Genomic DNA, 20,007 nt, shown 5'->3' on the forward strand with positions numbered 1-20,007 from the left:
ATAACCAAACTGTACATACGCGAAAGGGGAGTCTATCATGTCGTTATATCATGTACTAGGGGCTAAACAATTTACCCGCCCAATGCTCGATGAAATTTTTGAGAATACCCGCCGAATGGAAGCGGTCGTAGAACAGGGCGGAAGTGATTGCTATAGCAATAAAGTCATGACCACATTATTCTTTGAACCAAGCACCCGTACTCGTCTCTCCTTCGAATCAGCCATGTCGCGCCTTGGCGGCAAGGTAATTGGAACTGAGAATGCGGCACAGTTCTCTTCTACGATTAAAGGTGAAACGCTTGAAGATACGATTCGTGTCGTATCCGGATACAGCGATATAATTGTCATCCGTCACACCGATATTGGCGCTGCACAACGCGCTTCTGAAGTAGCAACGGTTCCGATTCTTAATGCCGGAGATGGAGCAGGAGAGCATCCGACGCAATCTTTGCTGGATTTGTATACGATCGAGAAAGAGCTGGGGCGTCTTGATAATCTGCATATTGTCATGATTGGTGATTTGGCGAATGGACGGACTGTGCACTCCTTATCCTATCTACTAGCAAATTACAAAGATATTCATATTTCATTTACAGCTCCGGAAAATGCACAAATTCCTACGTATGTAAAGAAGTATCTAGATGAAAAAGGGATCTCCTATGAGGAAGAGCATGACCTGACCAAAGTAGCCAAAACAGCAGATGTGCTGTATCAGACCCGCATCCAGAAGGAGCGATTTACCTCGCTTGATGAATATGAAAAAGCGCGTGGCCAATACGTCATTGATCAGGAATTGCTCTCTGTTATGAAGCAGGAGAGTATTATTTTACACCCGCTGCCGCGTGCGGGAGAAATTGCGGTCGAGGTAGATGAAGACCCGCGTGCCGCATACTTTCGTCAGGCGCAGAACGGATTGTATGTCCGCATGGCGCTCATTGATAAGTGCTTCGCATAACCAATACGTAAGAAAAGGGCTTGCTGCGTAATTGCAGTAAGCTTTTTTCTTACATAAATAAAATTCCCCACTCCTGCTAAACATAGGAACAAGAGAAAGGGGAATGACGATGCGAAGACGAATACTTCTGCCGCTTGCAGGAATTCTCTGCGGCGTATTGCTGTTAAGTGATGAGGGTGTATGGCAGAGACGCATTCATCCAAGCACTGGCGTTACCGCAAAAACAGTGCAGGAAAGCGAAGCCGATCGGTGGGATCTCTCTCGTCTCTATCCAACTACAGAAGACTGGCAGAAAGAAATCGAGCAGTTAAAAAAGGAGATTCCGCTGCTTTCCACCTATAAAGGTAAGCTAGGAGATGCCAGCAAACTGCATGCGATGTTGCGCAAGGAGGAAGAGGTAGCTCGGATGCTTGAAAAAGCCTACATCTACGCCCAGCTCGGATTCGATACGGATTCGACAGACCCTGCTGCCCAGCGGCGGGTCGATGAAGCAAGGCAGACAGCACAAAAGCTTTCCTTGACTGTCTCCTATGCGGCACCGGAGCTTATGTCTCTCAGCGATCAGGAACTGGATAGGATGTACGGGAGAGAGAAGGGGCTTCTGCGCTACAAACGCTATATTACTGAGCTGCGCAAGGATAAGAAGCATGTGCTAACAGAGAAGGAAGAGCGGCTTCTTGCGCTGACGGGTGAGGCGATGGGGACGTCTTCTCAAACCTATCGATATTTATTAGATACGGATATGATTTTTCCATCAATTCAAGATAGAGCAGGCAGAACCATTGCTGTCGATCGCACAAGCTATCCGACCCTGTTTACTTCACCTGACCGCGAATTGCGTCGTCGGGCATATGAGTCCGTGTACGGAACCTACAACCAGTACCGTAATACGTTCGCCTCCCTTCTGCAAGGAGAGGTCCGCAAACATGTTGTCTATGCCAAAGCACGCAACTATCCATCAGCTCGTTACGCAGCGCTGCATGGCACAGAGATTCCAGAGCGTGTGTATGATAATCTCATCGCTACAGTGCGCCGACGCCTGCATCTACTGCATCGTTATACGGAAGTAAAGAAGCGCACGCTCAGGCTTTCGACTGTACATAAATACGATCTTTATATGCCGCTGTTCTCTGCGAAGAAGGAGGAATATCCCCTTACCCGCGCCAAAGCCATGGTACGAGAAGGGTTAACTCCGCTTGGTCCGGCATATCAGAAGCGGCTTGATGAGGCATTTGCAAACCGTTCGATGGATGTATACAGCCGCAAGGGAAAGGCAGGGGGAGCATATCAGACCGCCGTCTACGGATATCCGCCATATGTATTGTTGAATTATCGTGGAAGATTGGACGATGTGCTAACGATGGCACATGAGCTGGGACATGCGATGCATTCTGTTTATGCGAACGAAGCGCAGGATTATTTGAATGCCGATTACAGCGTGTTCGCAGCTGAAGTAGCTTCTACTGTTAATGAATCGCTGCTGCTTCGCAGTTGGATTGCGCAGTCAAAACAACCTCAGGAGAAGGCAGCGCTTTTGAACCGTTATTTGGACACCTTTCAAGGCACATTGTTTACCCAGACGTTATTTGCCGAATTTGAGCGGGACATTCATCAAGCCCAGGAGCGAGGGGAGACGTTGAACGCAGACAATCTTTCCCGAAGATATCGCAAGCTGGTCTCGGATTATTACGGACCGCTTCTTACGGTAGATAAGCATGTTGGGATGGAGTGGGCGCGTATTCCGCATTTTTATAAAAATTTCTATGTGTATCAATATGCGACGGGTTTCTCGGCGGCGACGGCACTCGCGGATGCGATGCTTACGGGAGGGGTGAAGGAGCGGGAGCGCTATCTCTCCTTTTTAAAGATCGGAGGAGCAGAACCGCCGCTTCCGGCACTTGCCAAAGCTGGGGTTGATCTTCGTGATCCGCGTGTGATTGAACGAGCGCTTGATGTATTTGAAGCAAATCTAAATGAATTGGAGCAGCTTTCAAAGCAGGTGCAGCGCACAACAGTGGAATAAAGGAATAAAACATAGGCAGGCGCCCATTTTGGGCGGGATGAGGGACATCCGCCTGGAATTCTCATAGTGTAGTAGCATGAAAAACTACTTTGAGAATGTGAGGGAGTCACATGGAAAGCATCGAAAATACTCAGCACTTCGCTATTGCGGAGGAGGCGCAGGGAGCGGATATGTCTGCATATCCCTATCAAGTGCCAACGTATTTTACACAACCGGTTTCCTATCATCCATACCAACACGGATATAATCATGATGAACGCGGCGGGCTCTGGCCCATTATTCCCTTTCTCTTTTTGACACCGTTTCTCTACGGTATTGGCAACCGGCCCAAGTACATTCCGTATCCCCAGCCATATCCGGCGCCGTACCCGTATCCAGCACCCTATCCGTATCCACCGGGACAATATCCATATCCCGGACAGTATCCGCAGCAATATTATGGAGCGAATCGGGAGGAGTAATCTGCCTTATAAAGCAAAGGGACAGAAGCGTATGCTTTTGTCCCTTTGTTGATTCTCTATTCTGTACTTATTGAGTAATTTTGTAATAACTTGGGTAGGTCTTTTCGTATTCGCTAATCTTGTCTTCCTGCATGAGTGTCACGCCAATATCGTCAAGTCCCTGTAGTAAGCATTCGCGGCGGTATGGATTGACGCTAAAGGAAATGTCGAGCCCCTCATCGTCGCTAATCTTGTTGTTCTCTAAATCTACAGTTAGTTGATAGCCTTCCTTCTCTGCTACGTTTTTGAAGAGCTGATCAACCGTTTCCTCTGGAAGAACGATTGGCAAAATGCCGTTCTTGAAGCAATTATTATGGAAAATATCTGCAAAGGACGGCGCGATTACTACGTTGAAGCCGTAATCTAACAGCGCCCACGGAGCATGCTCACGGGAAGAGCCGCAGCCGAAATTATTGCGGGCAATCAGAATGTGTGCATCCGCGTAGCGGGGCTTGTTTAACTCGAAATCGGGATTGATATTTTCCTGCTCATCGAAACGCCATTCATAGAAGAGAAATTGACCGAACCCGGTGCGCTCAATGCGCTTTAAGAATTGTTTTGGAATGATGGCATCTGTATCAACATTTACACGATCAAGCGGTGCGACCACACTCGTGATTTTTTTAAACGGTTCCATGTGTTTTCTCCTCTCTTTCTTTGACTTCCCAATTGCGTACGTCAACAAAGTGACCGGCGATGGCAGCGGCTGCGGCCATTTCAGGGCTGACTAAGTGCGTACGTCCGCCGCGTCCTTGACGGCCTTCGAAGTTGCGGTTCGACGTGGAAGCGCAGCGTTCGCCCGGTGAGAGTACATCCGGATTCATCGCAAGGCACATACTACATCCTGGCTCACGCCACTCAAAGCCTGCTGCGGTAAAGATATGGTGCAGCCCTTCTTTCTCGGCCTGTTCTTTCACCATGCCGGAGCCAGGGACGACCATCGCATTGACATGCGGGGCTACCGTGTAGCCGTTGGCAATCTTGGCTGCTGCACGCAGATCCTCGATCCGCCCGTTTGTACAGGAGCCGATAAAGACGCGATCAATCTCAATCTCCGTCATTGGAGTATGCGCATTAAGTCCCATATAGCTCAACGCGTTTTGGGTTGCTTTTCGTTCATTTTCTGTTGCGAAGTCTTCCGGTGCAGGGACGACGCCGTTGATGCCAATCCCCATGCCAGGGCTTGTGCCCCACGTTACCTGTGGCTCCAGTTCTGCGGCAGAGAGAACGACACGGCGATCATACTCGGCCCCTTCATCCGTAACAAGCTCTTTCCAGGCAGCAAGTGCTTTATCCCATTCTTCACCTTTTGGTGCGAAGCGACGGCCTTCAAGATAAGCAAATGTCGTCTCATCTGGCGCAATGAGTCCTGCGCGAGCGCCGGCCTCGATTGACATATTGCACACTGTCATTCTCTCTTCCATAGAAAGCTTCTTGATGGCATCACCCGTATATTCAATTACATAGCCGGTGGCAAAATCAGTACCCCACTTGGCGATAATGGCTAAGATCAAGTCTTTGGCCGAGACACCGAGCGGAAGATCACCGTCTATGTGTACTTCGAGCGTTTTTGGTTTTTGCTGCTGAAGGCATTGTGTCGCCATTACGTGCTCAACTTCGCTCGTACCAATCCCGAAAGCAAGAGCGCCAAAAGCGCCGTGTGTGGACGTATGGCTGTCACCGCAGACGATCGTCTTACCCGGATGTGTTAAGCCAATCTCCGGTCCCATGACGTGGACAACCCCTTGTTCTGGGCTATCAAGGTCATAGAGTGTAACCCCAAACTCTTTACAGTTTGCCTGCAACGTCTCGATCTGCTGACGGGAGATCGGATCTTCGATCGGCAGGCTGCGATCGGTTGTCGGTACGTTATGATCGATGGTAGCAAACGTTAAATCAGGGCGGCGTACCTTACGTCCTGCAAGCCGAAGCCCCTCAAATGCTTGTGGTGAGGTAACTTCATGGACGAGCTGCAGGTCAATATATAACAGGCTGGGCTTGTTCTCCTCTGCATGAATCACATGATTGTCCCAGATCTTCTCAAACATGGTCCGTGGTTTCATGAATCTCTCCCCTTTTCGTTGCGTGTTGTCTTCGCAAATTTTTAAAATCTTTATATAAGTTTTAACATAGAAAAAACAAATGTTCAAAGATATAATATTTATAAAATAGATAGGCTATACCTATAAAGAAAAAGGATGGATGGAAATGGAGATACGACAGCTTTTATATGCGGTCACAATTGCTGAGGAAAAAAGCTTCTCGCGGGCTGCGGACAAGCTTCATCTAGCCCAGCCTTCACTTAGCCAACAGATTGCCAAACTCGAAAAAGAGATTGGCGTAATTTTGTTTGAACGCTCAACAAGCGCTCTACGCTTAACTGATGCAGGGGAGAGATTTTATGAATCGGCAGTAAAAATCCTTGATTCAGTAGAACAAATCAAAAAAGAAATGCAGGATATGGCTGAATTGGAGAAGGGGGAACTAACTGTAGGGAGCTTGCCAATTACCGGTGCTCATATTCTTCCGTTGGTTCTTCCTGTATTTAAAGAGAAGTATCCGGGCATCCAAGTTCGGCTTGTGGAGGAAGCGACTCAGGTGCTGGAGCTTTTGACAGCGCGTGGAAAAGCGGAGATGAGTCTCTTATCTCTTCCGCTTGCCGATGATACGCTGGAATGGGAAGAAATCCTTGAAGAAGAAATCTGTCTTGCTGTTCCGCCACAGCATCCGCTTAGCAGGAAAGAGAGGATCGAGATTCGGGAATTAAAAGATGAGACATTTATTATGTTAAAGAAGGGCCAGGGTTTTCGAAACCTGGCCCAACGATGGTGTGAAGATGCGGGGTTTTCGCCGCGTGTCGTATTTGAGAGCAGCAATATTGAGACGGTCCAGTCCCTTGTAGCAGCAGGAATGGGCATTGCCTTCGTGCCAAAGATGGTAACGAGATGGTCGCGTGAAACACTGACTCCGGTCTATATCGCCCTGCATAATCCGATTCCGCGTCGTACGCTTGTCATGGCGTATCGAAGGGGGCGGTATCGTTCACGGGCCAGTCAGGCGTTTCTTGCTACCGTAAAAGAGGTACTAGCTGCTATGGAGCAATCGTCCCGTCGCTTTTAATGGTAGCTTTTTGTGAAATCTGATCCATGAAGCGCAGGAACTCACCTTTCTCTTTTCCCTGGAGCAGACGGGGCTGGCCGTTTGTGATCCGTGCCGGAATCAGTGTAGCCTGGATGCGGCTGCCATTCATGACCACTTCAAGAAGAGCGGTCTGATTACAGCGATCCAGTCGGCTGTTAGTGAAGATGAAGTTGCCTAGTGAATATGCAATCAGCTTTCCTTTGTACCATTCTACAGGCTGCATAATATGGGAGTGGTGGCCGACAATGAGATCTGCCCCCGCATCAACCAACCGATGTCCAAGCTCAGTTTGGTACGCTTCCGGCGTCGTCACACGTTCTTTGCCCCAGTGGATAAAGACGACAACAACATCTGCCTTTTTGCGTGCTTCTTTTACTTTTGCATACATTATCTTCGGATCATACGCACTGGCAAGACCTGGTTTGCTCTTGCCCGCCATCCAGGAGGTTGAAGGAAGGACGCGGCTGTAGTTAAGTAAAGCAATCGTCTTTCCTTTTTTCTTTATGTAATGAATCTTCGTGGCTTCGTCTGCGTTTTTACCTGCACCAAGCGGTAGGAGTCCGGCTGCTTTTACAGAGTTGATCGTATCGAACAGTGCGTCTTGACCATAATCAAGGGTATGATTATTAGCAAGCCCGACCGCATCGAAGCCGCTTGTGGCGATCGCCTTTGCCATGCGCGGATCGGAGCGGAAGGTGAACTGCTTGTCCTGTGCACTGCCCCGTGTCGTCAATGTCGTCTCCAGATTGCCCAGCGCAAAATCAGCCTTTGTCAAAATGGGTTTTACTTCGGCGAACGGGTAATTGGTTCCGTTCTTCTTAATATAGCTTTCAACGTTTCCGGTAAATTGCATGTCGCCTGCAAAGGCGAGTGTCAATTTGTCAAAGCTCGTTAGTGTCACATCATTATTTTTGACTTTCGCGTTGGCCATTAGTGTAAGACTGCCAAACAAGAGACCAAGACAAAGTAAGCTCATACTGAGCACAGCCACAATGCGTTTTTGTTTTCCTCTCACGGTTTCTATTCTCCCTGTACTATATTCCTTAAATTTCCTCTCTGCATTTCTGCATCATACCACATTTGCAGGCGCGAAATAAGTACAAATTGTCAAATTTATCGAATTGAAAATATGCAATCGTTCAGTACAATGGAAGTTGTCAGCATGTTGCAGGGGGAATGAAAACACAATGCTTCATTATAAAGCGATCGAAACGAATAAAAATAATGCGTGGGTAGTGTTCATTCACGGTGCCGGGGGCAGCAGCGCGATATTTTATCGCCAGGTCAAGGCGTTTAAGCGTGAGTTTAATCTGCTGCTAATTGATCTGCATGGGCATGGCAAGTCAAAAGGGAAATTGGAGAAGGAAGAATATACGTATGAAGAGATTGCGCATGATGTGCTGTTGGTATTAGATCATCTGCGCATCGAATCGGCTCATTTCATCGGGGTATCGCTTGGAACGATTGTCATTCATGCGATTTATGAACGAGCACCTGAGAAAGTAGCCTCAATGGTGATGGGAGGAGCCGTACTGAAGTTCAATCGCCGCTCCCGTCTCCTGCTTGGACTCGGCCATGCTTGTAAACACATCATTCCGTACATGTGGCTCTATAAGTTATTTGCCTGGGTGCTTATGCCGAAGTCGAATCACAGTCATTCTCGCCGGGTCTTTGTCCGTGAAGCCAAAGTGCTTGGACACCGCGAGTTTATTAAGTGGTTTCGAACATCCACACAGGTTGAGGCGATGCATGAGAGGTTAAGGCGAGCCATCTACCATGTGCCGCGCCTATATGTGATGGGAAAAGAAGACCATATGTTTCTGCCAATTCTAAAAAGAACAGTGCGAAACAGCGCATCAACGATTGTGCATATTATCGATAACTGCGGCCATGTCTGCAATATTGACCGAGCGGAGGAGTTCAACCAGATTGTGCTCGCTTTCCTACGCAACTCATGCGCTCTATCTGTCAATGAAACGCCGTAGCACATAAGCGTTACAATTTCCAGAAATATGCCTAGCCGCTCTGTGTCACACATAGTACAATGTAGACAAACAACAAGAACAGAAAGGGGGAGAGCCGTTGTTTTATGTGGTGCTCACCTTACATTTACTTGCAGTGACAGCCAAGCTTGCGGTTCTGTTTCTTATTCCACGCTTGAAGGATGTAGAGCAGACGAAGCGGTTTCTTGTCTTTTACCGTAAGTTGGATTGGACTGCAGACATTGCGCTGTGGGTAACGGGGCTGGCCTTCTTCTTTGTCACATCGTTCCAGTATCTGATGCAGATGTGGCTGATTGTATCGATGCTTCTTTACATGTTCGTATTCTATATGTTGAAGCGATTCTTGATGCGGGGGCTCAAAGAGGTAGCGAATAGTCGTAAAGTTCATGCGGAGAAGGAATTAAAATCACTTCGATTCCAAAACGTATGTGTAGGACTGTTTTCGCTCTTTTTAATGGGATGTATTGCTTTTATGATGATGAACAAACCATTCTAGGCTTGCAGTATGATATAGAACATAAAGACGGGGCGGAATCATCCGCCCCGTCTTTTCGTGCGCAGGTAGCTGCTAGTTAACCCACTCATCTACTGTTTGCTTCGCTTCTTCCAATTCGCTCTCATGCACATAAAGAGCTCTTTGCTTCTCAAGGAAGGAACGAATGCCCTTTTCCTCTAATCTCCGCTGCATGGCCATAAGCCGGAAGTCATTTCGGTCCAAAAATACAACGACCCAGCCGTCATCTGACTTCGGCGTGCTGTTAATCATCTCACGCAATTTCTTGAACATGTCGATTGTCACCACCCTATGATGTAGAAGTTCGATTTATGTTACATTCGGAGTGTGTGCCCATCTTCTGACCAAGAGAAACGAGCAAATGCGTGCCTGTTAGTATGCCTGTAGGTATCGACATCATAAAGAAAGCATTATAGTTATCATGCCATGCCACCTTAGGAAGGGCAATACGTGAAAAGTCCCGAACAAGTGAGTGTATAGTAAGAACCAGGGATTGAAGTAAAAGGTTCAATTACCAATTACATGCAATATTTGCACTGTTAATTACTAAGAGACTTGATAGAATTTAAGTAAGAGAACGAGTCAGTAATCAAATGGAAATATAGGAGGGCTTACAAATGGCTATGAAGGCAACGGGTGTCGTGAGAAAAGTGGACGAATTGGGCAGAGTGGTCATTCCGATTGAACTGCGCCGTAACCTCGGTATTGCAGAGAAAGACGGACTTGAAATCTTCGTGGACGACGAGAAGATTATTCTGAAGCGATATGCTCCAGCGTGTATTTTTTGTGATTCAGCAGAGGATATTACCAATTATCGCGGACGCAACATCTGCAGCAGCTGTCTTACGAATTTGAAAACAATCGACTAGCATCATACATGCCATACTATAATAAGAGAGGTCGGCGTCCAATTGGATGCCGACCTTATTTGCGTGATTCGGATCGCATCAGCTCAATGAGCACCGGATAATACTGTGCACGTACGCGATTCGTTTCTGCAGGGATCACAGACTGAAATTTTTTGGTTCCCATGTTGTCATGTACCCGGTAGCGTACCAGCGGATCGTCCAAAAAGTAGAAGTCATAATGAGGAAGTACGCGCAGCCAGAAGTCATAATCCTGGGCATACCGCAGCCCTTCATTGAATTCCCCGATCTTTTTGAATACCTCCATCTTCATCATGACTGTACATCCATTGATATGACATCCTCGCATCATCGATTGGTAGAAGTCAATCTTGCGGGGGAAGTGTACACTATATTGTCTGATAATCTGGTGATTTGCATCAATGTGGAAATATCCGGTATAACTAATTGCCGCATCATGCTTTTGCATAAAGGCAAGCTGCTTCTCAACTTTGTATGGATCGTATTCATCATCTGAGCTGAGCCAGGCAAAGTATGTGCCGGTTGCGTTGCGTACACCAAGGTTGAGGGCGCTTGCTGTTCCGTTGTTTTCTTTTTTAAAGTAGCGGATGCGGGATAGGTACGGCTTTAATTTCTCCGTGTATTGGGTAGAGCCGTCATCGACAACAATGATTTCGATGTGCGGATAAGTCTGATTAAGCGCACTTTCGATGGCGTGAGAGATATAAGGACAGTTATAAAAAGGGATAATAATCGATACTTTTTCCATAGGGTTCACGAGCCTCTTTTTCTTTTCCGTTCTTCATAGATGCTTTCAAGAGCCTCTACAATTGCCGCTTCGAAGTTCTGCTGCGTACGTTTGGCGGCGGATTGTAAACCGCCTTCACGTAACGTTTGGGCTAAAGCCGGATCAGAGAGTACTGAGAGGATGCCATTTGCAATGGAAATCGGATTTTTGGGCTCTACGATATAGGCGCTTTTCATATGTTCACTAAAATCAAGCACACCTCCTGAATTGGTCGTAACAACAGGTGTGCCGCAGGCCATCGCTTCTAATGGCGGAATGCCAAATCCTTCAAACCAGGAAGTGGAGATGAATAGGTCTGCCGTTTGATAATGTTCGGCCATTTCTGTGGCTGTTTTGGCACTGTATACATGATGGGGAATCGATGGGGGGAGCATGAGTTTTCGTTCGGGACAGATCATGTGAACGGCAAAGTTTTTATTATGATGCCAAGCGTAATTGATCGCACGCACAAAATCATAAAACCCCTTGAGCATATAACCAGCCTGTGGATCGCGTGCAATATACAAAAGAATCGCCGGTTTATGCTTCGGCCATTCGTTTTGTGTAGTAGGTTTGAAGATCGTAGGCTCAATTCCAAGAGTTACAACCTGGCTTTTTCGTTTGGTATGGCTTTCGATCTGCTCTGCAAGCCAATTCGAGACGCTAATGATCGGAACATCTTGTTCATACGTCCAGGTGGCAAATTCTTTATCAGGTACCCAATACGGCTCGAAGCCTTGGCTAAAGCGTACGCACTGATCGGGCCAAGCCTGATAGGAGGGTAAGAATGTCGTATAGAAATTCGTAAGGACAATATCCCCGTATGGAATGTATTCCTTCTTAAGTGCCGGAACCCATGTCAGTTTGCAATCGATTTTATACTCTACAGGCATGCCGCGCGGGATCACGATCTCGGTATCGTGTCCTCTAGACCAGAGTGCATTTGCTGTCTCTGCAAGCACTTTACATCCTCCACCGACATGCAAGGCGCCTACGGGAATGACTACTTTCATTACCCGTCCTCCATTCTTATAATGTTTTCCTTTCAAAATATGTGAAATTTGTCCATTGTGAAACTTGGACGACCAAAATGGATGGTAACCAATTGTTAAAATAGGTAGAGGACATCCTTCCTCACTTCCTCGCTATGCATATAGTAGTAGCATCACCCGCGTTTTTTAGAAGAATAAATAGCGGCTTATGCGTAAAGAGAGGAGTGTACGAACACGGTGAAAGTAATGACCATTCTAGGCACAAGGCCGGAGATTATCCGGTTAAGCCTGCTGATTCAAAAGCTAGATACGCTTGCTGGGCGTCATATTCTGGTGCATACGGGGCAGAATTATGACCGCTCGCTGAGCGATCTTTTTTTTGATGAGATGAAAATTCGCAAGCCCGATCATCATATCCAGCTTGCCGGCCATTCTTTTGGCACGCAGGTAGCAGGGATGTTTGGTGAAGTCGAGCGTTTGCTTCAGCAGGAGAAGCCGGATCGTCTGCTTGTCCTAGGGGATACAAACAGTGCGCTATGCGCTGTTATTGGGGAGCGGATGGGGATTCCCGTATATCATATGGAGGCCGGAAATCGCTGCTATGATACGACAGTGCCGGAAGAAATTAACCGAAAGATTATCGATTCAGTTGCTTCATATAACCTTCCCTATACGAAGCTAAGCCGCGAGAACCTGCTGCGTGAAGGCGCTGTTCCTACGCGTATTTGGGTGTCGGGTAATCCTATTTATGAAGTGATGGAGCATTATAAAAGCGAAATTGATGGACGCGATGTTCTAACGCGTCTGGGCCTTTCAAAAGGTGATTATGTCGTGGTGACGGCCCACAGAGCAGAGAATGTAGATAGGGAGGAGCGTTTGCGCAGTATTATGGACGGCCTGCGTCGCACTGCAGAGCAGTTATCGCTGCCTGTGCTCTGCAGTGTACACCCACGAACGCGCAGTCGTCTGGCTTCTTTTGGCATGAATGCGATTCATCCCAGTGTTCGACTGTGTGAGCCGTTTGGCTTTTTTGACTTTGTTCATCTGCAAAAGCATGCACGCTGTGTAATTACGGATAGCGGAACCGTACAGGAAGAGAGCTGTCTGCTTGGTGTTCCGGCAGTAACGATCCGCCGCAGTACCGAGCGGCCGGAAACAATTCTATGCGGCAGCAACATTCTATCAGGGCTTGATGCCGCAAATATCGCTCATTGTGTGGAGACGATGATTCACTCGCGCCACACATGGGAAGCACCGGAAGGATATCGTGATCCGCATGTGTCTACGAAGGTGGCACAGTTTGTATTGGGAGGATTACATTATGTTTAAGGGCCAGACCGTACTTGTAACCGGAGGAACCGGATCATGGGGACAGGAGCTGACACGCCGCTTGCTTGCGGCAGGCGCAGAAGAGATTCGTATTTTTTCCCGTAATGAAGGCGCGCAGGTAAGCATGCAGCGGAGCCTTGACTATCATCCAAAGCTTACATTCATTATCGGTGATGTACGTGATAAGGCTGCGGTGCGCGCGGTTTGCCGTAATGTGGATTATGTATTTCATTTAGCGGCGCTTAAGCATGTGCCTGTCTGCGAATTCCAGCCGGATGAAGCGTTAAAGACGAATGTGATGGGTACGGAAAATATAATTGAAGCAAGCATAGAGGCTGGGGTCAAAAAGGTCATTGATGTCTCTACAGATAAAGCGGTGGACCCCGTTAACTTCTATGGGATGACCAAGGCTTTTGGGGAGAAACTGATGATTCGCGCCAATCGGTTCGAGGAAAAAACCAAGTTCGTTTGCATACGCGGCGGCAATGTACTTGGCACGACAGGTAGCGTCGTTCCGTTTTTTCGCAACAAAATTCTTCAGAATGAAGAAATACCACTTACATCACAGGATATGACAAGGTTCTTCCTAACGGTCGGAGATGCGATTGGGCTGTTGCTGCAGGCTGCACAAGCTGCGATAGGCGGAGAAACCTTTGTTATGAAAATGAATGCATGCCGAATTGAGGATTTGGCGCAGGTTATGATTACAAAACTTGCCAATCATCCGCTTGCTGTGCGTGAAGTCGGCATTCGACCTGGCGAGAAGCTGCATGAAGTGCTTGTTTCTAGCTACGAAGCGCCGCATACGTATGTATATAATGATAAGTATTTTGTTATTTTACCTACCCATCCTACTGAGGAGTTGTTGCAGCGTTACGGACATCTGACGAAGGCATCGTTTACCCACTATGCATCCAATATGAATCTGATGACACCGCAGGAGATTGAACAGATGCTGCATCAAGGGGGCTTTCTTACATGAGGGTGCTTGTTATCGGTGGCAATGGTATGGCCGGACATATGATTGTGCAGTATTTGCGTGCGCGATCTTATGAAGTATGGCAGACAACGCGAGAAGAGCTGACAGATAAGCAGCATGTCCAACTGGATGTTCGTGATGAAGAAAAGCTTACGTATGCGCTTGAAAGTGTAAAGCCTGCTGTTGTGATTAATGCGGCAGGTATTTTGAATGAAGAGGCGGAGAAGCATCTTGTGGATGCGATCTGTGTAAACAGTGTGCTTCCGCACCGATTGGCATCCATGAGCCGCACATACGGATACCGGTTGATTCATATCAGTACGGATTGCGTATTCTCCGGTGCGCGCGGCGGCTATACGGAAGCGGATATACCTGATGGAACGAGCGTGTATGCGCGGACAAAGACACTGGGGGAGGTAACGGAAACGCCGCACGTAACGCTGCGTACCTCTATCATCGGCCCGGATGCAAAAGAAGACGCAATCGGTCTGTTTGCATGGTTTATGCGGCAGCGTGGATGCATACGCGGATTTCGGCGCGTGTTCTGGAATGGGGTAACCACGCTTGAGCTTGCAAAGGTAATTGAATGGACGCTTACTTATCCGCTTACCGGGCTTGTCCAGATAGCAGCCCCCGCAAAAATCTCCAAATATGAACTGTTGTGTTTGATGAAGGAGACATTCGGGCATGATCGGGTATTGATTGAGCCGGATGATGCAATGGTATCCGACAAGAGCCTATGCAGTACACGGACGGATTTCACCTATCCGGTGCCTCCATATCCTAATATGCTTCTTGATTTGAAGCGGTGGATGGAGCAATAAAACGTTATATATAAAAGGCAGAAACCTTAGTTTATCAAGACCTAAACTAAAAAAAGATTTACAAAATAAAGGACATAACATAGTAGTCATATATAGTATGTTACGTCCTTTATTATTCAACTAAGCACCCGTTAGTTGAATAGCAAAACTAATCTTACCTATAGCGTTTAAAGTTATTTAACCACTTTATTTGGAATATACGTTTTTAAAACGTTCACATACGACTAACATATGTGGTGAAAATTCTACACTGTATTCTTTTAATAATTTGGTAAAAAACTTTTCGTGTGCATCCCACCAAAAACGATAATCCCCTTCACCTTCTGCTAAAGCAAATTCCTCTGTTACTTCATTCATTGGAACAACTTCAACAGATTGAATTTGAATGACTGCAACGGGCTTTACCTGCCCATCTAAAACAATATTATATTCACCAGCTTGCGGTATAGGCTCCTTTTCCAACTCGTAAAATACAAAACCTGAAGTGGTGGCTGTCTTCTTCCCTTCAACCACTAAATCAGCTAACCAATCAGCGGAAGCTCCAAATTGAAAAGCATTTTTATATTCAATCCCGTCCATTTGATTTGCTACACAAAAATCATTCCAAAATTGTTGTACCTTATTCATACATTATCATCCTTTGCATCATCTTTATTAAACATTCTTAAAGAAACTTCACCCTCCACTCAAAATAAACACACGTTCTTTTCATTTTATACATAGTAAACTATAATTCCAGTCTCTAATTAACAAATCTAATATAGATAAGAAAAGAGGATATATGCTCATATATTGAACATAATATCCTCTTATTAATTTAGTCTATTTAAACTAAGACTTCTGCCTTTTTCTCCTTTTGGCGGCCGCAAAAAAGAGAGTTAGAAATTGATGATAATACTGTTAGCAGCTGCTACACCTGATGGAAATTCATCACAAAATACAAAGCCATCCACAATGACAGATCGACTCTCACGCGGCATAAAGAAGCAAAGATCGAAGCTTGAGAAAACCAGCATATCCCCTGGCGGAATTGTGCTGCAGTGCAGCGGTCGGAGCCAATGCTCTCCCTTGTCCTTGATTCGATCCTTCCAGTCGGTGTGTACGTATTCCCATTCTTCTAGGGGGGAGGCGTTTATGAACTGTTCTTGTTTTTTTAGCGTACCGATTTTTCCGCCTAATCGGCTTCCTTCCACCGGCTTGATCCGTATGCAGATAATCGGATGATGCAAATCTTTTATTCCCTGATTCTTCATAGCGAAGCTGCCCATGATCAGTATTTCCTCGCTAGGCTCATCTTTTTCCGGGAGAACCAGCGAGTAATTAAAAAACGCGTCGCAGCAGATATCGGCTCTTTCATATACCTGTGCGCTCTGCGCTTTATTCGTCTCTCTTTTTTCTGTAAAGTATGCTTTTATTTTCTGATACATCCCTGTGCTCATGTGTTCCTCCTTATGCAACAAAAAGAGGGGCTATGCCCTCTTCTTGTCTGAAGCTTATAGATCGTCTGACTACATTGTCGGGAAAATATCCATGCATTGCTGCGGTACGCTGAATGGCGGGCATTCAAATGGAATTTCCGGACGAGGCATACAGAAGTTCGCATCGATCTCAAGCTTCACGATCGCTTCCATCTGTACATCCTGGCACATTGTAATATTGACATCGAGCTGCCTGAATGTGTCAGCCGCTGGAGTTGGCGCACCAAGAATCGGTCCGCAGAACAGATGAGCATCACACTGGAAGTCTGTAATGTGGACGTTCAGGCGCGTACCCCGTGGAGCACAGAGGAAGAATTTCTCTGTTACAACCCATTGCTGCGGCAAAGAGACGCAAGTCACAGGTGCGCCGGTTGCCGGGTTGGTTCCAGTAACGCGAATACGTACGAATCCCTTTTTCAGAACTTTGACACGTTGGAGTGTGATCGTGCGCGGTGTCGGTCCTGGGAGTGTTACTGTGACATCCTCGCGGTTGTTTGGATCCGTTAATTCACGAACCTCGATTAATCCGAGTGCAATCACATCGGGATCGAGCGGATCGATTTGATTGCCATTGGCATCAGTTGGCACGCATTCAACGGAAAGAGGACCGGTGAGAAATGCGCATGGGTCGGCGCCAAGCACGCCATCACAGTTAAATCCAAGCGCTCCAAGTCCTGAAGCACCATTGAAACTCAGTGTAGGGATGTCAACCTGGCGAGTAACCCAGTCATACACTTTCGGAACCCTGATGCACAATGTTTCTTGACCGCCTTGAATGAGTGTGGGTCTGTTAACATTGTTTTCCTGCATGTAATAATCATCCTTTCCAAAATAATTGATGGGGGATTCGAACTAATTTATCATATACAACTACGGCCTATACAGTTCTAGGTATTCGCGGAATTTTATTCTTTGCTTCCTCATTTCACCCATCTCTCCCTTAGCGCATACAGATAAAGATAGATGGTAGGCATAGGCGCATTGCAATATATGGCGAAGGAGTGAAAAAGGTGAAGGATGGTTTAGCACGGTTTGATCCGAACGATGCCACCAACGTGCAGCTCCGGCAAAGATTAATCAACCTCCAGTCGGAACTATCAAAGAATAAGACGCTGCTCTCACGCTATAAGATGGAACTCTCGCGCTACAAAACGAGGGTGAAATATTACAAAGAAAACTTCGGCAATTACCGTATGGAGGAGATGCAGGAGCAGATCCTCTCATTAGAAGAAGAAACCGCGCAGCAGCAGGCCGAAATAGCACGTTTAAGCGAGGAAAAACGACAGGCGGAAGAAGCGCGGCAAGAGCTGCTTGCACAACTTGCTGCTAGCGAAGCAAACAATAATGAACTAGATAAGGTGGAGAGCTCCGGCGAGCTAGAGAGCGACCTGTATGAGCATATTCAGACGCTTGAGACTGCGCTTGAACAGAGCAGAGAAGAGCTTGCGCAGCTCACCTGTACCCAAGAGAGGGAGAGACAGCAGGCTGAAGCAGAGCGGCAGGCATTGCTGATGCGGATCTCCGCACTTGAGTCTGGTGAATCCTATCCGCTTGCTGCAATTGAGACGGCAGAAGCCGAGCATATGCTCCAGGCTACACTCTGCTCGCTTGAGGAAGAACTCGCAGAGGCCAGGGAGCAGATTGCTGATTTGGTGGATCAACTAGAAGCTAAGGAAAAGAACTTGGCAGAGCTAACAGGTATACACGAGCAGCAGCAGGCAGAGAGTCAGCAGGAGAGAGAAGAAGCTCTTACAAGGATGGCGCTTGAGCATAGAACACAGGAAGAAGCGTATAGGGAAGAGAAAGAACGGTTGAGTGCTGAGCTTGATGATGCCAAACGCTGCATTATGGAAACGAATGAGCAAATTGAGGAGGTCAGAGCGGAGTTGAAGCGACGAATTGAAGAATACGACGACGAGCAGGACCGTCTCCAGCAGGAAATGAAGCGTTTGGAAGAAGAGGTGCAGGGAGCGCGCAGGGATGCCCGCGAAAAAAATGCGGCGGTCGAAGAACTGCGGCGCCAGTTGAAAGATCGTCTTACTGAATACGATGCAGAACGAAAGGAGATCGAGCACTATATTTATCAGCTTGAAGAGCAGGTGAACGAAGTACAGAACTTATCAGAATATGAAGAAGAGAAAAAACAAATTCAACGGCACATCGAGTATCTAGAGGCGGAAGTAAAGAAAGCGGAAGAGCGTCTGCTTGAGAAGGACCAAATAATTGATGAGCAGATTCAGCAGCACATTACAGAACTTGAAGAACAACTAATCGAAGCGCAGGAATACTTAGAAGAAAAAGATCAATTAATTGAGGAGTTAAAACTGCGGTTTGAGCAAAAAGAGGAGAAGTATACACAGGAGAAGACCAGACTTGAAGAACGACTAGCAGAAGTGAGCCGCCGCTTTCAGATGCAGGAGGAGCAGATGGATACGCTGAATGCAGAGTTGAGACAAAAAAATAAATCCCTTCTCGCCGAGAAAAAGCAGTTGCAAAAACGCCTCGATCTTTTAGAGGAAGAAATGGTAGAAGCGCGAGCTGGTGTGAATGCGAAGGATACAACGATTCGAGAGCTAAAGCTGCAGCTAGAAGAGAAGAGCGGTACTCTGGAGCAGGAAAAAGGGAAATGGCAGCGACGTATCATTGAACTTGAATATGAAATCGAAAAAGCCCAACGCCTCCACAAATTAAATGAGCTTGAGGAAGAGATACAAAGTAAGCATCTGCAAAAGCAGTTGGCCCATTTCGCTGAGAAGCTGCAGGAAGCAGAAGAACAGTTAGCTGAGAAAGCACAGCGTATCGAAGAGCTGCGCGGCAGGACGGAAGTAGAGCTAACCAAAAAAACACAGGAAATTGTCTCTTTGCGCCAACAAATAGACGAAGAAGGGCGGATAGCTGCGCAAAGAATTGAAGAGGCGCGGCAGCAGGCAGAGGCGGAAGTGAATGTGAAAAATAAACAGATTGAAGAGTTAAAGCAGCGCTTGGAGCGGCCGAAGAAGAGATATGTGCAACAGGATGAAGGGAGCGCAGCAGGTGAGAGAACCTGGAACCGGGATTATAAATATGAGGTAGAAGAATGGAAGCGCGAAGAGCAGTCTCGAACAGCAGCGCCAGTCCAGCGAAGCGTAGATAACTGGTTTACACGTAATCTGGTCAGCCAGCAGACATTGCGCGAACGAAAGATACAGGAGCAAAGAGAGGCAGCCATGACAATGAACCCACGCATGTACACAACAGCGAATGCAGATCGAAGACCGTGGTTTACCCAATTTGCCGCGCAGGAAGCAGGTAAGCAGTATCAGCACCCATCGCCTTATCAATTATCCTTCGAGCATGCCTATCGCGGGGCAGCTCAGCCCTCTCCCTATCAGGCGATGAACGCTTCGGCTTCACACTCGGCGATAGGCGGTACAGCTCAGGGAGTGCAGGATAGCGAGTTTTTAAACTCGTTCCAGCCGCAGAGAAGCAACTCCGCTTCCACGACTCCCGCTGCTTCGCCTCCGGAAATAGCGCTGCGAACAAAATCATCCCAGGAGCCCGATTTATTTCTCGGATTAAAAAAAACACTATCGACCTTCACACCACCGCAGACGGAATGAAGATATTTACGATAGAG

The 20,007-nt window shown here is 47.1% G+C and carries 20 protein-coding genes; 11 read left to right on the forward strand and 9 right to left on the reverse strand.

Features of this window, described 5'->3' with window-relative positions; all coding sequences use genetic code 11:
- Nucleotides 1-37 precede the first annotated feature (37 nt).
- The 3 genes from pyrB to AB3351_RS00895 all read left to right on the forward strand — a co-directional run bounded on the left by pyrB (nucleotide 38) and on the right by AB3351_RS00895 (nucleotide 3,439).
- Complete coding sequence (gene pyrB, locus AB3351_RS00885; protein WP_371145225.1) at nucleotides 38-955, forward strand: aspartate carbamoyltransferase; 918 nt, start codon at nucleotides 38-40, stop codon at nucleotides 953-955.
- A gap of 109 nt (nucleotides 956-1,064) precedes the next feature.
- Nucleotides 1,065-2,978: an oligoendopeptidase F gene (pepF, locus tag AB3351_RS00890; protein WP_371145226.1), complete on the forward strand. Its 1,914-nt coding sequence runs from the start codon at nucleotides 1,065-1,067 to the stop codon at nucleotides 2,976-2,978.
- Nucleotides 2,979-3,088: 110 nt separating this feature from the next.
- Nucleotides 3,089-3,439 carry a hypothetical protein gene (locus AB3351_RS00895; protein ID WP_371145227.1) on the forward strand — a complete coding sequence of 117 codons (351 nt, stop codon included), beginning with the start codon at nucleotides 3,089-3,091 and terminating at the stop codon, nucleotides 3,437-3,439.
- A gap of 67 nt (nucleotides 3,440-3,506) precedes the next feature.
- Here AB3351_RS00895 and leuD read toward each other — a convergent pair whose 3' ends face one another.
- On the reverse strand, nucleotides 3,507-4,115 hold the full coding sequence (gene leuD, locus AB3351_RS00900; RefSeq protein WP_371145228.1) for a 3-isopropylmalate dehydratase small subunit: 609 nt from the start codon (nucleotides 4,113-4,115) through the stop codon (nucleotides 3,507-3,509).
- Nucleotides 4,102-5,541: a 3-isopropylmalate dehydratase large subunit gene (leuC, locus tag AB3351_RS00905; RefSeq protein WP_371145229.1), complete on the reverse strand. Its 1,440-nt coding sequence runs from the start codon at nucleotides 5,539-5,541 to the stop codon at nucleotides 4,102-4,104. The genes leuD and leuC overlap by 14 nt, the downstream gene beginning before the upstream one ends.
- 145 nt (nucleotides 5,542-5,686) lie before the next feature.
- On the opposite strand from leuC, the gene AB3351_RS00910 reads away from it, so the two are divergent.
- Complete coding sequence (locus tag AB3351_RS00910; RefSeq protein WP_371145230.1) at nucleotides 5,687-6,598, forward strand: LysR family transcriptional regulator; 912 nt, start codon at nucleotides 5,687-5,689, stop codon at nucleotides 6,596-6,598.
- Here the strand turns inward: AB3351_RS00910 and AB3351_RS00915 are convergent.
- Entirely contained in the window at nucleotides 6,570-7,634 is a 1,065-nt protein-coding gene (locus AB3351_RS00915) for a CapA family protein (RefSeq protein WP_371145231.1), read from the reverse strand. The genes AB3351_RS00910 and AB3351_RS00915 overlap by 29 nt on opposite strands.
- A 172-nt stretch (nucleotides 7,635-7,806) precedes the next feature.
- Here AB3351_RS00915 and AB3351_RS00920 point away from each other — a divergent pair, with 172 nt between their 5' ends.
- Nucleotides 7,807-8,604, forward strand: a complete 798-nt coding sequence (locus AB3351_RS00920) for an alpha/beta fold hydrolase (RefSeq protein WP_371145232.1) — start codon at nucleotides 7,807-7,809, stop codon at nucleotides 8,602-8,604.
- A 106-nt stretch (nucleotides 8,605-8,710) separates the two neighbouring features.
- Complete coding sequence (locus AB3351_RS00925; RefSeq protein ID WP_371145667.1) at nucleotides 8,711-9,118, forward strand: hypothetical protein; 408 nt, start codon at nucleotides 8,711-8,713, stop codon at nucleotides 9,116-9,118.
- Between the two features lie 72 nt (nucleotides 9,119-9,190).
- Here the strand turns inward: AB3351_RS00925 and AB3351_RS00930 are convergent, their stop codons facing one another.
- Nucleotides 9,191-9,409: a hypothetical protein gene (locus tag AB3351_RS00930; RefSeq protein ID WP_371145233.1), complete on the reverse strand. Its 219-nt coding sequence runs from the start codon at nucleotides 9,407-9,409 to the stop codon at nucleotides 9,191-9,193.
- A 344-nt stretch (nucleotides 9,410-9,753) separates the two neighbouring features.
- On the opposite strand from AB3351_RS00930, the gene AB3351_RS00935 reads away from it, so the two are divergent.
- Nucleotides 9,754-10,005, forward strand: a complete 252-nt coding sequence (locus AB3351_RS00935) for an AbrB/MazE/SpoVT family DNA-binding domain-containing protein (RefSeq protein WP_371145234.1) — start codon at nucleotides 9,754-9,756, stop codon at nucleotides 10,003-10,005.
- Between the two features lie 55 nt (nucleotides 10,006-10,060).
- Here AB3351_RS00935 and AB3351_RS00940 read toward each other — a convergent pair whose 3' ends face one another.
- A complete protein-coding gene (locus AB3351_RS00940; RefSeq protein WP_371145235.1) occupies nucleotides 10,061-10,771 on the reverse strand; it encodes a glycosyltransferase family 2 protein in 711 nt (236 codons plus the stop codon).
- Nucleotides 10,772-10,776: 5 nt separating this feature from the next.
- Entirely contained in the window at nucleotides 10,777-11,802 is a 1,026-nt protein-coding gene (locus AB3351_RS00945; RefSeq protein ID WP_371145236.1) for a glycosyltransferase family 4 protein, read from the reverse strand.
- A 216-nt stretch (nucleotides 11,803-12,018) separates the two neighbouring features.
- On the opposite strand from AB3351_RS00945, the gene wecB reads away from it, so the two are divergent.
- Genes wecB through AB3351_RS00960 form a run of 3 tightly spaced genes read left to right on the forward strand, consistent with a single transcriptional unit; the run spans nucleotide 12,019 to nucleotide 14,913 of the window.
- Nucleotides 12,019-13,110, forward strand: a complete 1,092-nt coding sequence (wecB, locus tag AB3351_RS00950; RefSeq protein WP_371145237.1) for a non-hydrolyzing UDP-N-acetylglucosamine 2-epimerase — start codon at nucleotides 12,019-12,021, stop codon at nucleotides 13,108-13,110.
- Complete coding sequence (locus tag AB3351_RS00955; RefSeq protein WP_371145238.1) at nucleotides 13,103-14,092, forward strand: polysaccharide biosynthesis protein; 990 nt, start codon at nucleotides 13,103-13,105, stop codon at nucleotides 14,090-14,092. The genes wecB and AB3351_RS00955 overlap by 8 nt, the downstream gene beginning before the upstream one ends.
- On the forward strand, nucleotides 14,089-14,913 hold the full coding sequence (locus tag AB3351_RS00960) for a dTDP-4-dehydrorhamnose reductase family protein (protein WP_371145239.1): 825 nt from the start codon (nucleotides 14,089-14,091) through the stop codon (nucleotides 14,911-14,913). Before AB3351_RS00955 ends, AB3351_RS00960 begins: the two co-directional genes overlap by 4 nt.
- Nucleotides 14,914-15,099: 186 nt before the next feature.
- On the opposite strand, the gene AB3351_RS00965 is transcribed toward AB3351_RS00960, so the two are convergent.
- The 3 genes from AB3351_RS00965 to AB3351_RS00975 form a co-directional block, all read right to left on the reverse strand.
- Nucleotides 15,100-15,540: an ASCH domain-containing protein gene (locus tag AB3351_RS00965; RefSeq protein WP_371145240.1), complete on the reverse strand. Its 441-nt coding sequence runs from the start codon at nucleotides 15,538-15,540 to the stop codon at nucleotides 15,100-15,102.
- A 251-nt stretch (nucleotides 15,541-15,791) separates the two neighbouring features.
- A complete protein-coding gene (locus tag AB3351_RS00970; protein ID WP_371145241.1) occupies nucleotides 15,792-16,352 on the reverse strand; it encodes a hypothetical protein in 561 nt (186 codons plus the stop codon).
- A 69-nt stretch (nucleotides 16,353-16,421) separates the two neighbouring features.
- On the reverse strand, nucleotides 16,422-17,201 hold the full coding sequence (locus AB3351_RS00975) for a BMQ_0737 family morphogenetic spore coat protein (protein WP_371145242.1): 780 nt from the start codon (nucleotides 17,199-17,201) through the stop codon (nucleotides 16,422-16,424).
- A gap of 200 nt (nucleotides 17,202-17,401) precedes the next feature.
- On the opposite strand from AB3351_RS00975, the gene AB3351_RS00980 reads away from it, so the two are divergent.
- Nucleotides 17,402-19,990 (forward strand): coiled-coil domain-containing protein, encoded by a 2,589-nt coding sequence (locus AB3351_RS00980; protein WP_371145243.1) that lies wholly within the window; start codon nucleotides 17,402-17,404, stop codon nucleotides 19,988-19,990.
- Nucleotides 19,991-20,007: the final 17 nt, after the last annotated feature.

Origin of the sequence: Aneurinibacillus sp. REN35 (assembly GCF_041379945.2) — a bacterium.
In the GTDB taxonomy this organism is placed as follows: domain Bacteria; phylum Bacillota; class Bacilli; order Aneurinibacillales; family Aneurinibacillaceae; genus Aneurinibacillus.

What these genes read in the sequence shown, in the direction of transcription:
- AB3351_RS00970 (WP_371145241.1), bottom strand. Translation starts at nt 16,352, where the DNA reads ATGAGCACAGGGATGTATCAGAAAATAAAAGCATACTTTACAGAAAAA.
- AB3351_RS00955 (WP_371145238.1), top strand. Translation starts at nt 13,103, where the DNA reads ATGTTTAAGGGCCAGACCGTACTTGTAACCGGAGGAACCGGATCATGG.
- AB3351_RS00910 (WP_371145230.1), top strand. Translation starts at nt 5,687, where the DNA reads ATGGAGATACGACAGCTTTTATATGCGGTCACAATTGCTGAGGAAAAA.
- pyrB (WP_371145225.1), top strand. Translation starts at nt 38, where the DNA reads ATGTCGTTATATCATGTACTAGGGGCTAAACAATTTACCCGCCCAATG.
- AB3351_RS00935 (WP_371145234.1), top strand. Translation starts at nt 9,754, where the DNA reads ATGGCTATGAAGGCAACGGGTGTCGTGAGAAAAGTGGACGAATTGGGC.
- AB3351_RS00965 (WP_371145240.1), bottom strand. Translation starts at nt 15,540, where the DNA reads ATGAATAAGGTACAACAATTTTGGAATGATTTTTGTGTAGCAAATCAA.
- AB3351_RS00960 (WP_371145239.1), top strand. Translation starts at nt 14,089, where the DNA reads ATGAGGGTGCTTGTTATCGGTGGCAATGGTATGGCCGGACATATGATT.
- AB3351_RS00975 (WP_371145242.1), bottom strand. Translation starts at nt 17,201, where the DNA reads ATGCAGGAAAACAATGTTAACAGACCCACACTCATTCAAGGCGGTCAA.
- AB3351_RS00895 (WP_371145227.1), top strand. Translation starts at nt 3,089, where the DNA reads ATGGAAAGCATCGAAAATACTCAGCACTTCGCTATTGCGGAGGAGGCG.
- pepF (WP_371145226.1), top strand. Translation starts at nt 1,065, where the DNA reads ATGCGAAGACGAATACTTCTGCCGCTTGCAGGAATTCTCTGCGGCGTA.
- leuD (WP_371145228.1), bottom strand. Translation starts at nt 4,115, where the DNA reads ATGGAACCGTTTAAAAAAATCACGAGTGTGGTCGCACCGCTTGATCGT.
- AB3351_RS00920 (WP_371145232.1), top strand. Translation starts at nt 7,807, where the DNA reads ATGCTTCATTATAAAGCGATCGAAACGAATAAAAATAATGCGTGGGTA.
- AB3351_RS00930 (WP_371145233.1), bottom strand. Translation starts at nt 9,409, where the DNA reads ATGTTCAAGAAATTGCGTGAGATGATTAACAGCACGCCGAAGTCAGAT.
- AB3351_RS00945 (WP_371145236.1), bottom strand. Translation starts at nt 11,802, where the DNA reads ATGAAAGTAGTCATTCCCGTAGGCGCCTTGCATGTCGGTGGAGGATGT.
- leuC (WP_371145229.1), bottom strand. Translation starts at nt 5,541, where the DNA reads ATGAAACCACGGACCATGTTTGAGAAGATCTGGGACAATCATGTGATT.
- AB3351_RS00940 (WP_371145235.1), bottom strand. Translation starts at nt 10,771, where the DNA reads ATGGAAAAAGTATCGATTATTATCCCTTTTTATAACTGTCCTTATATC.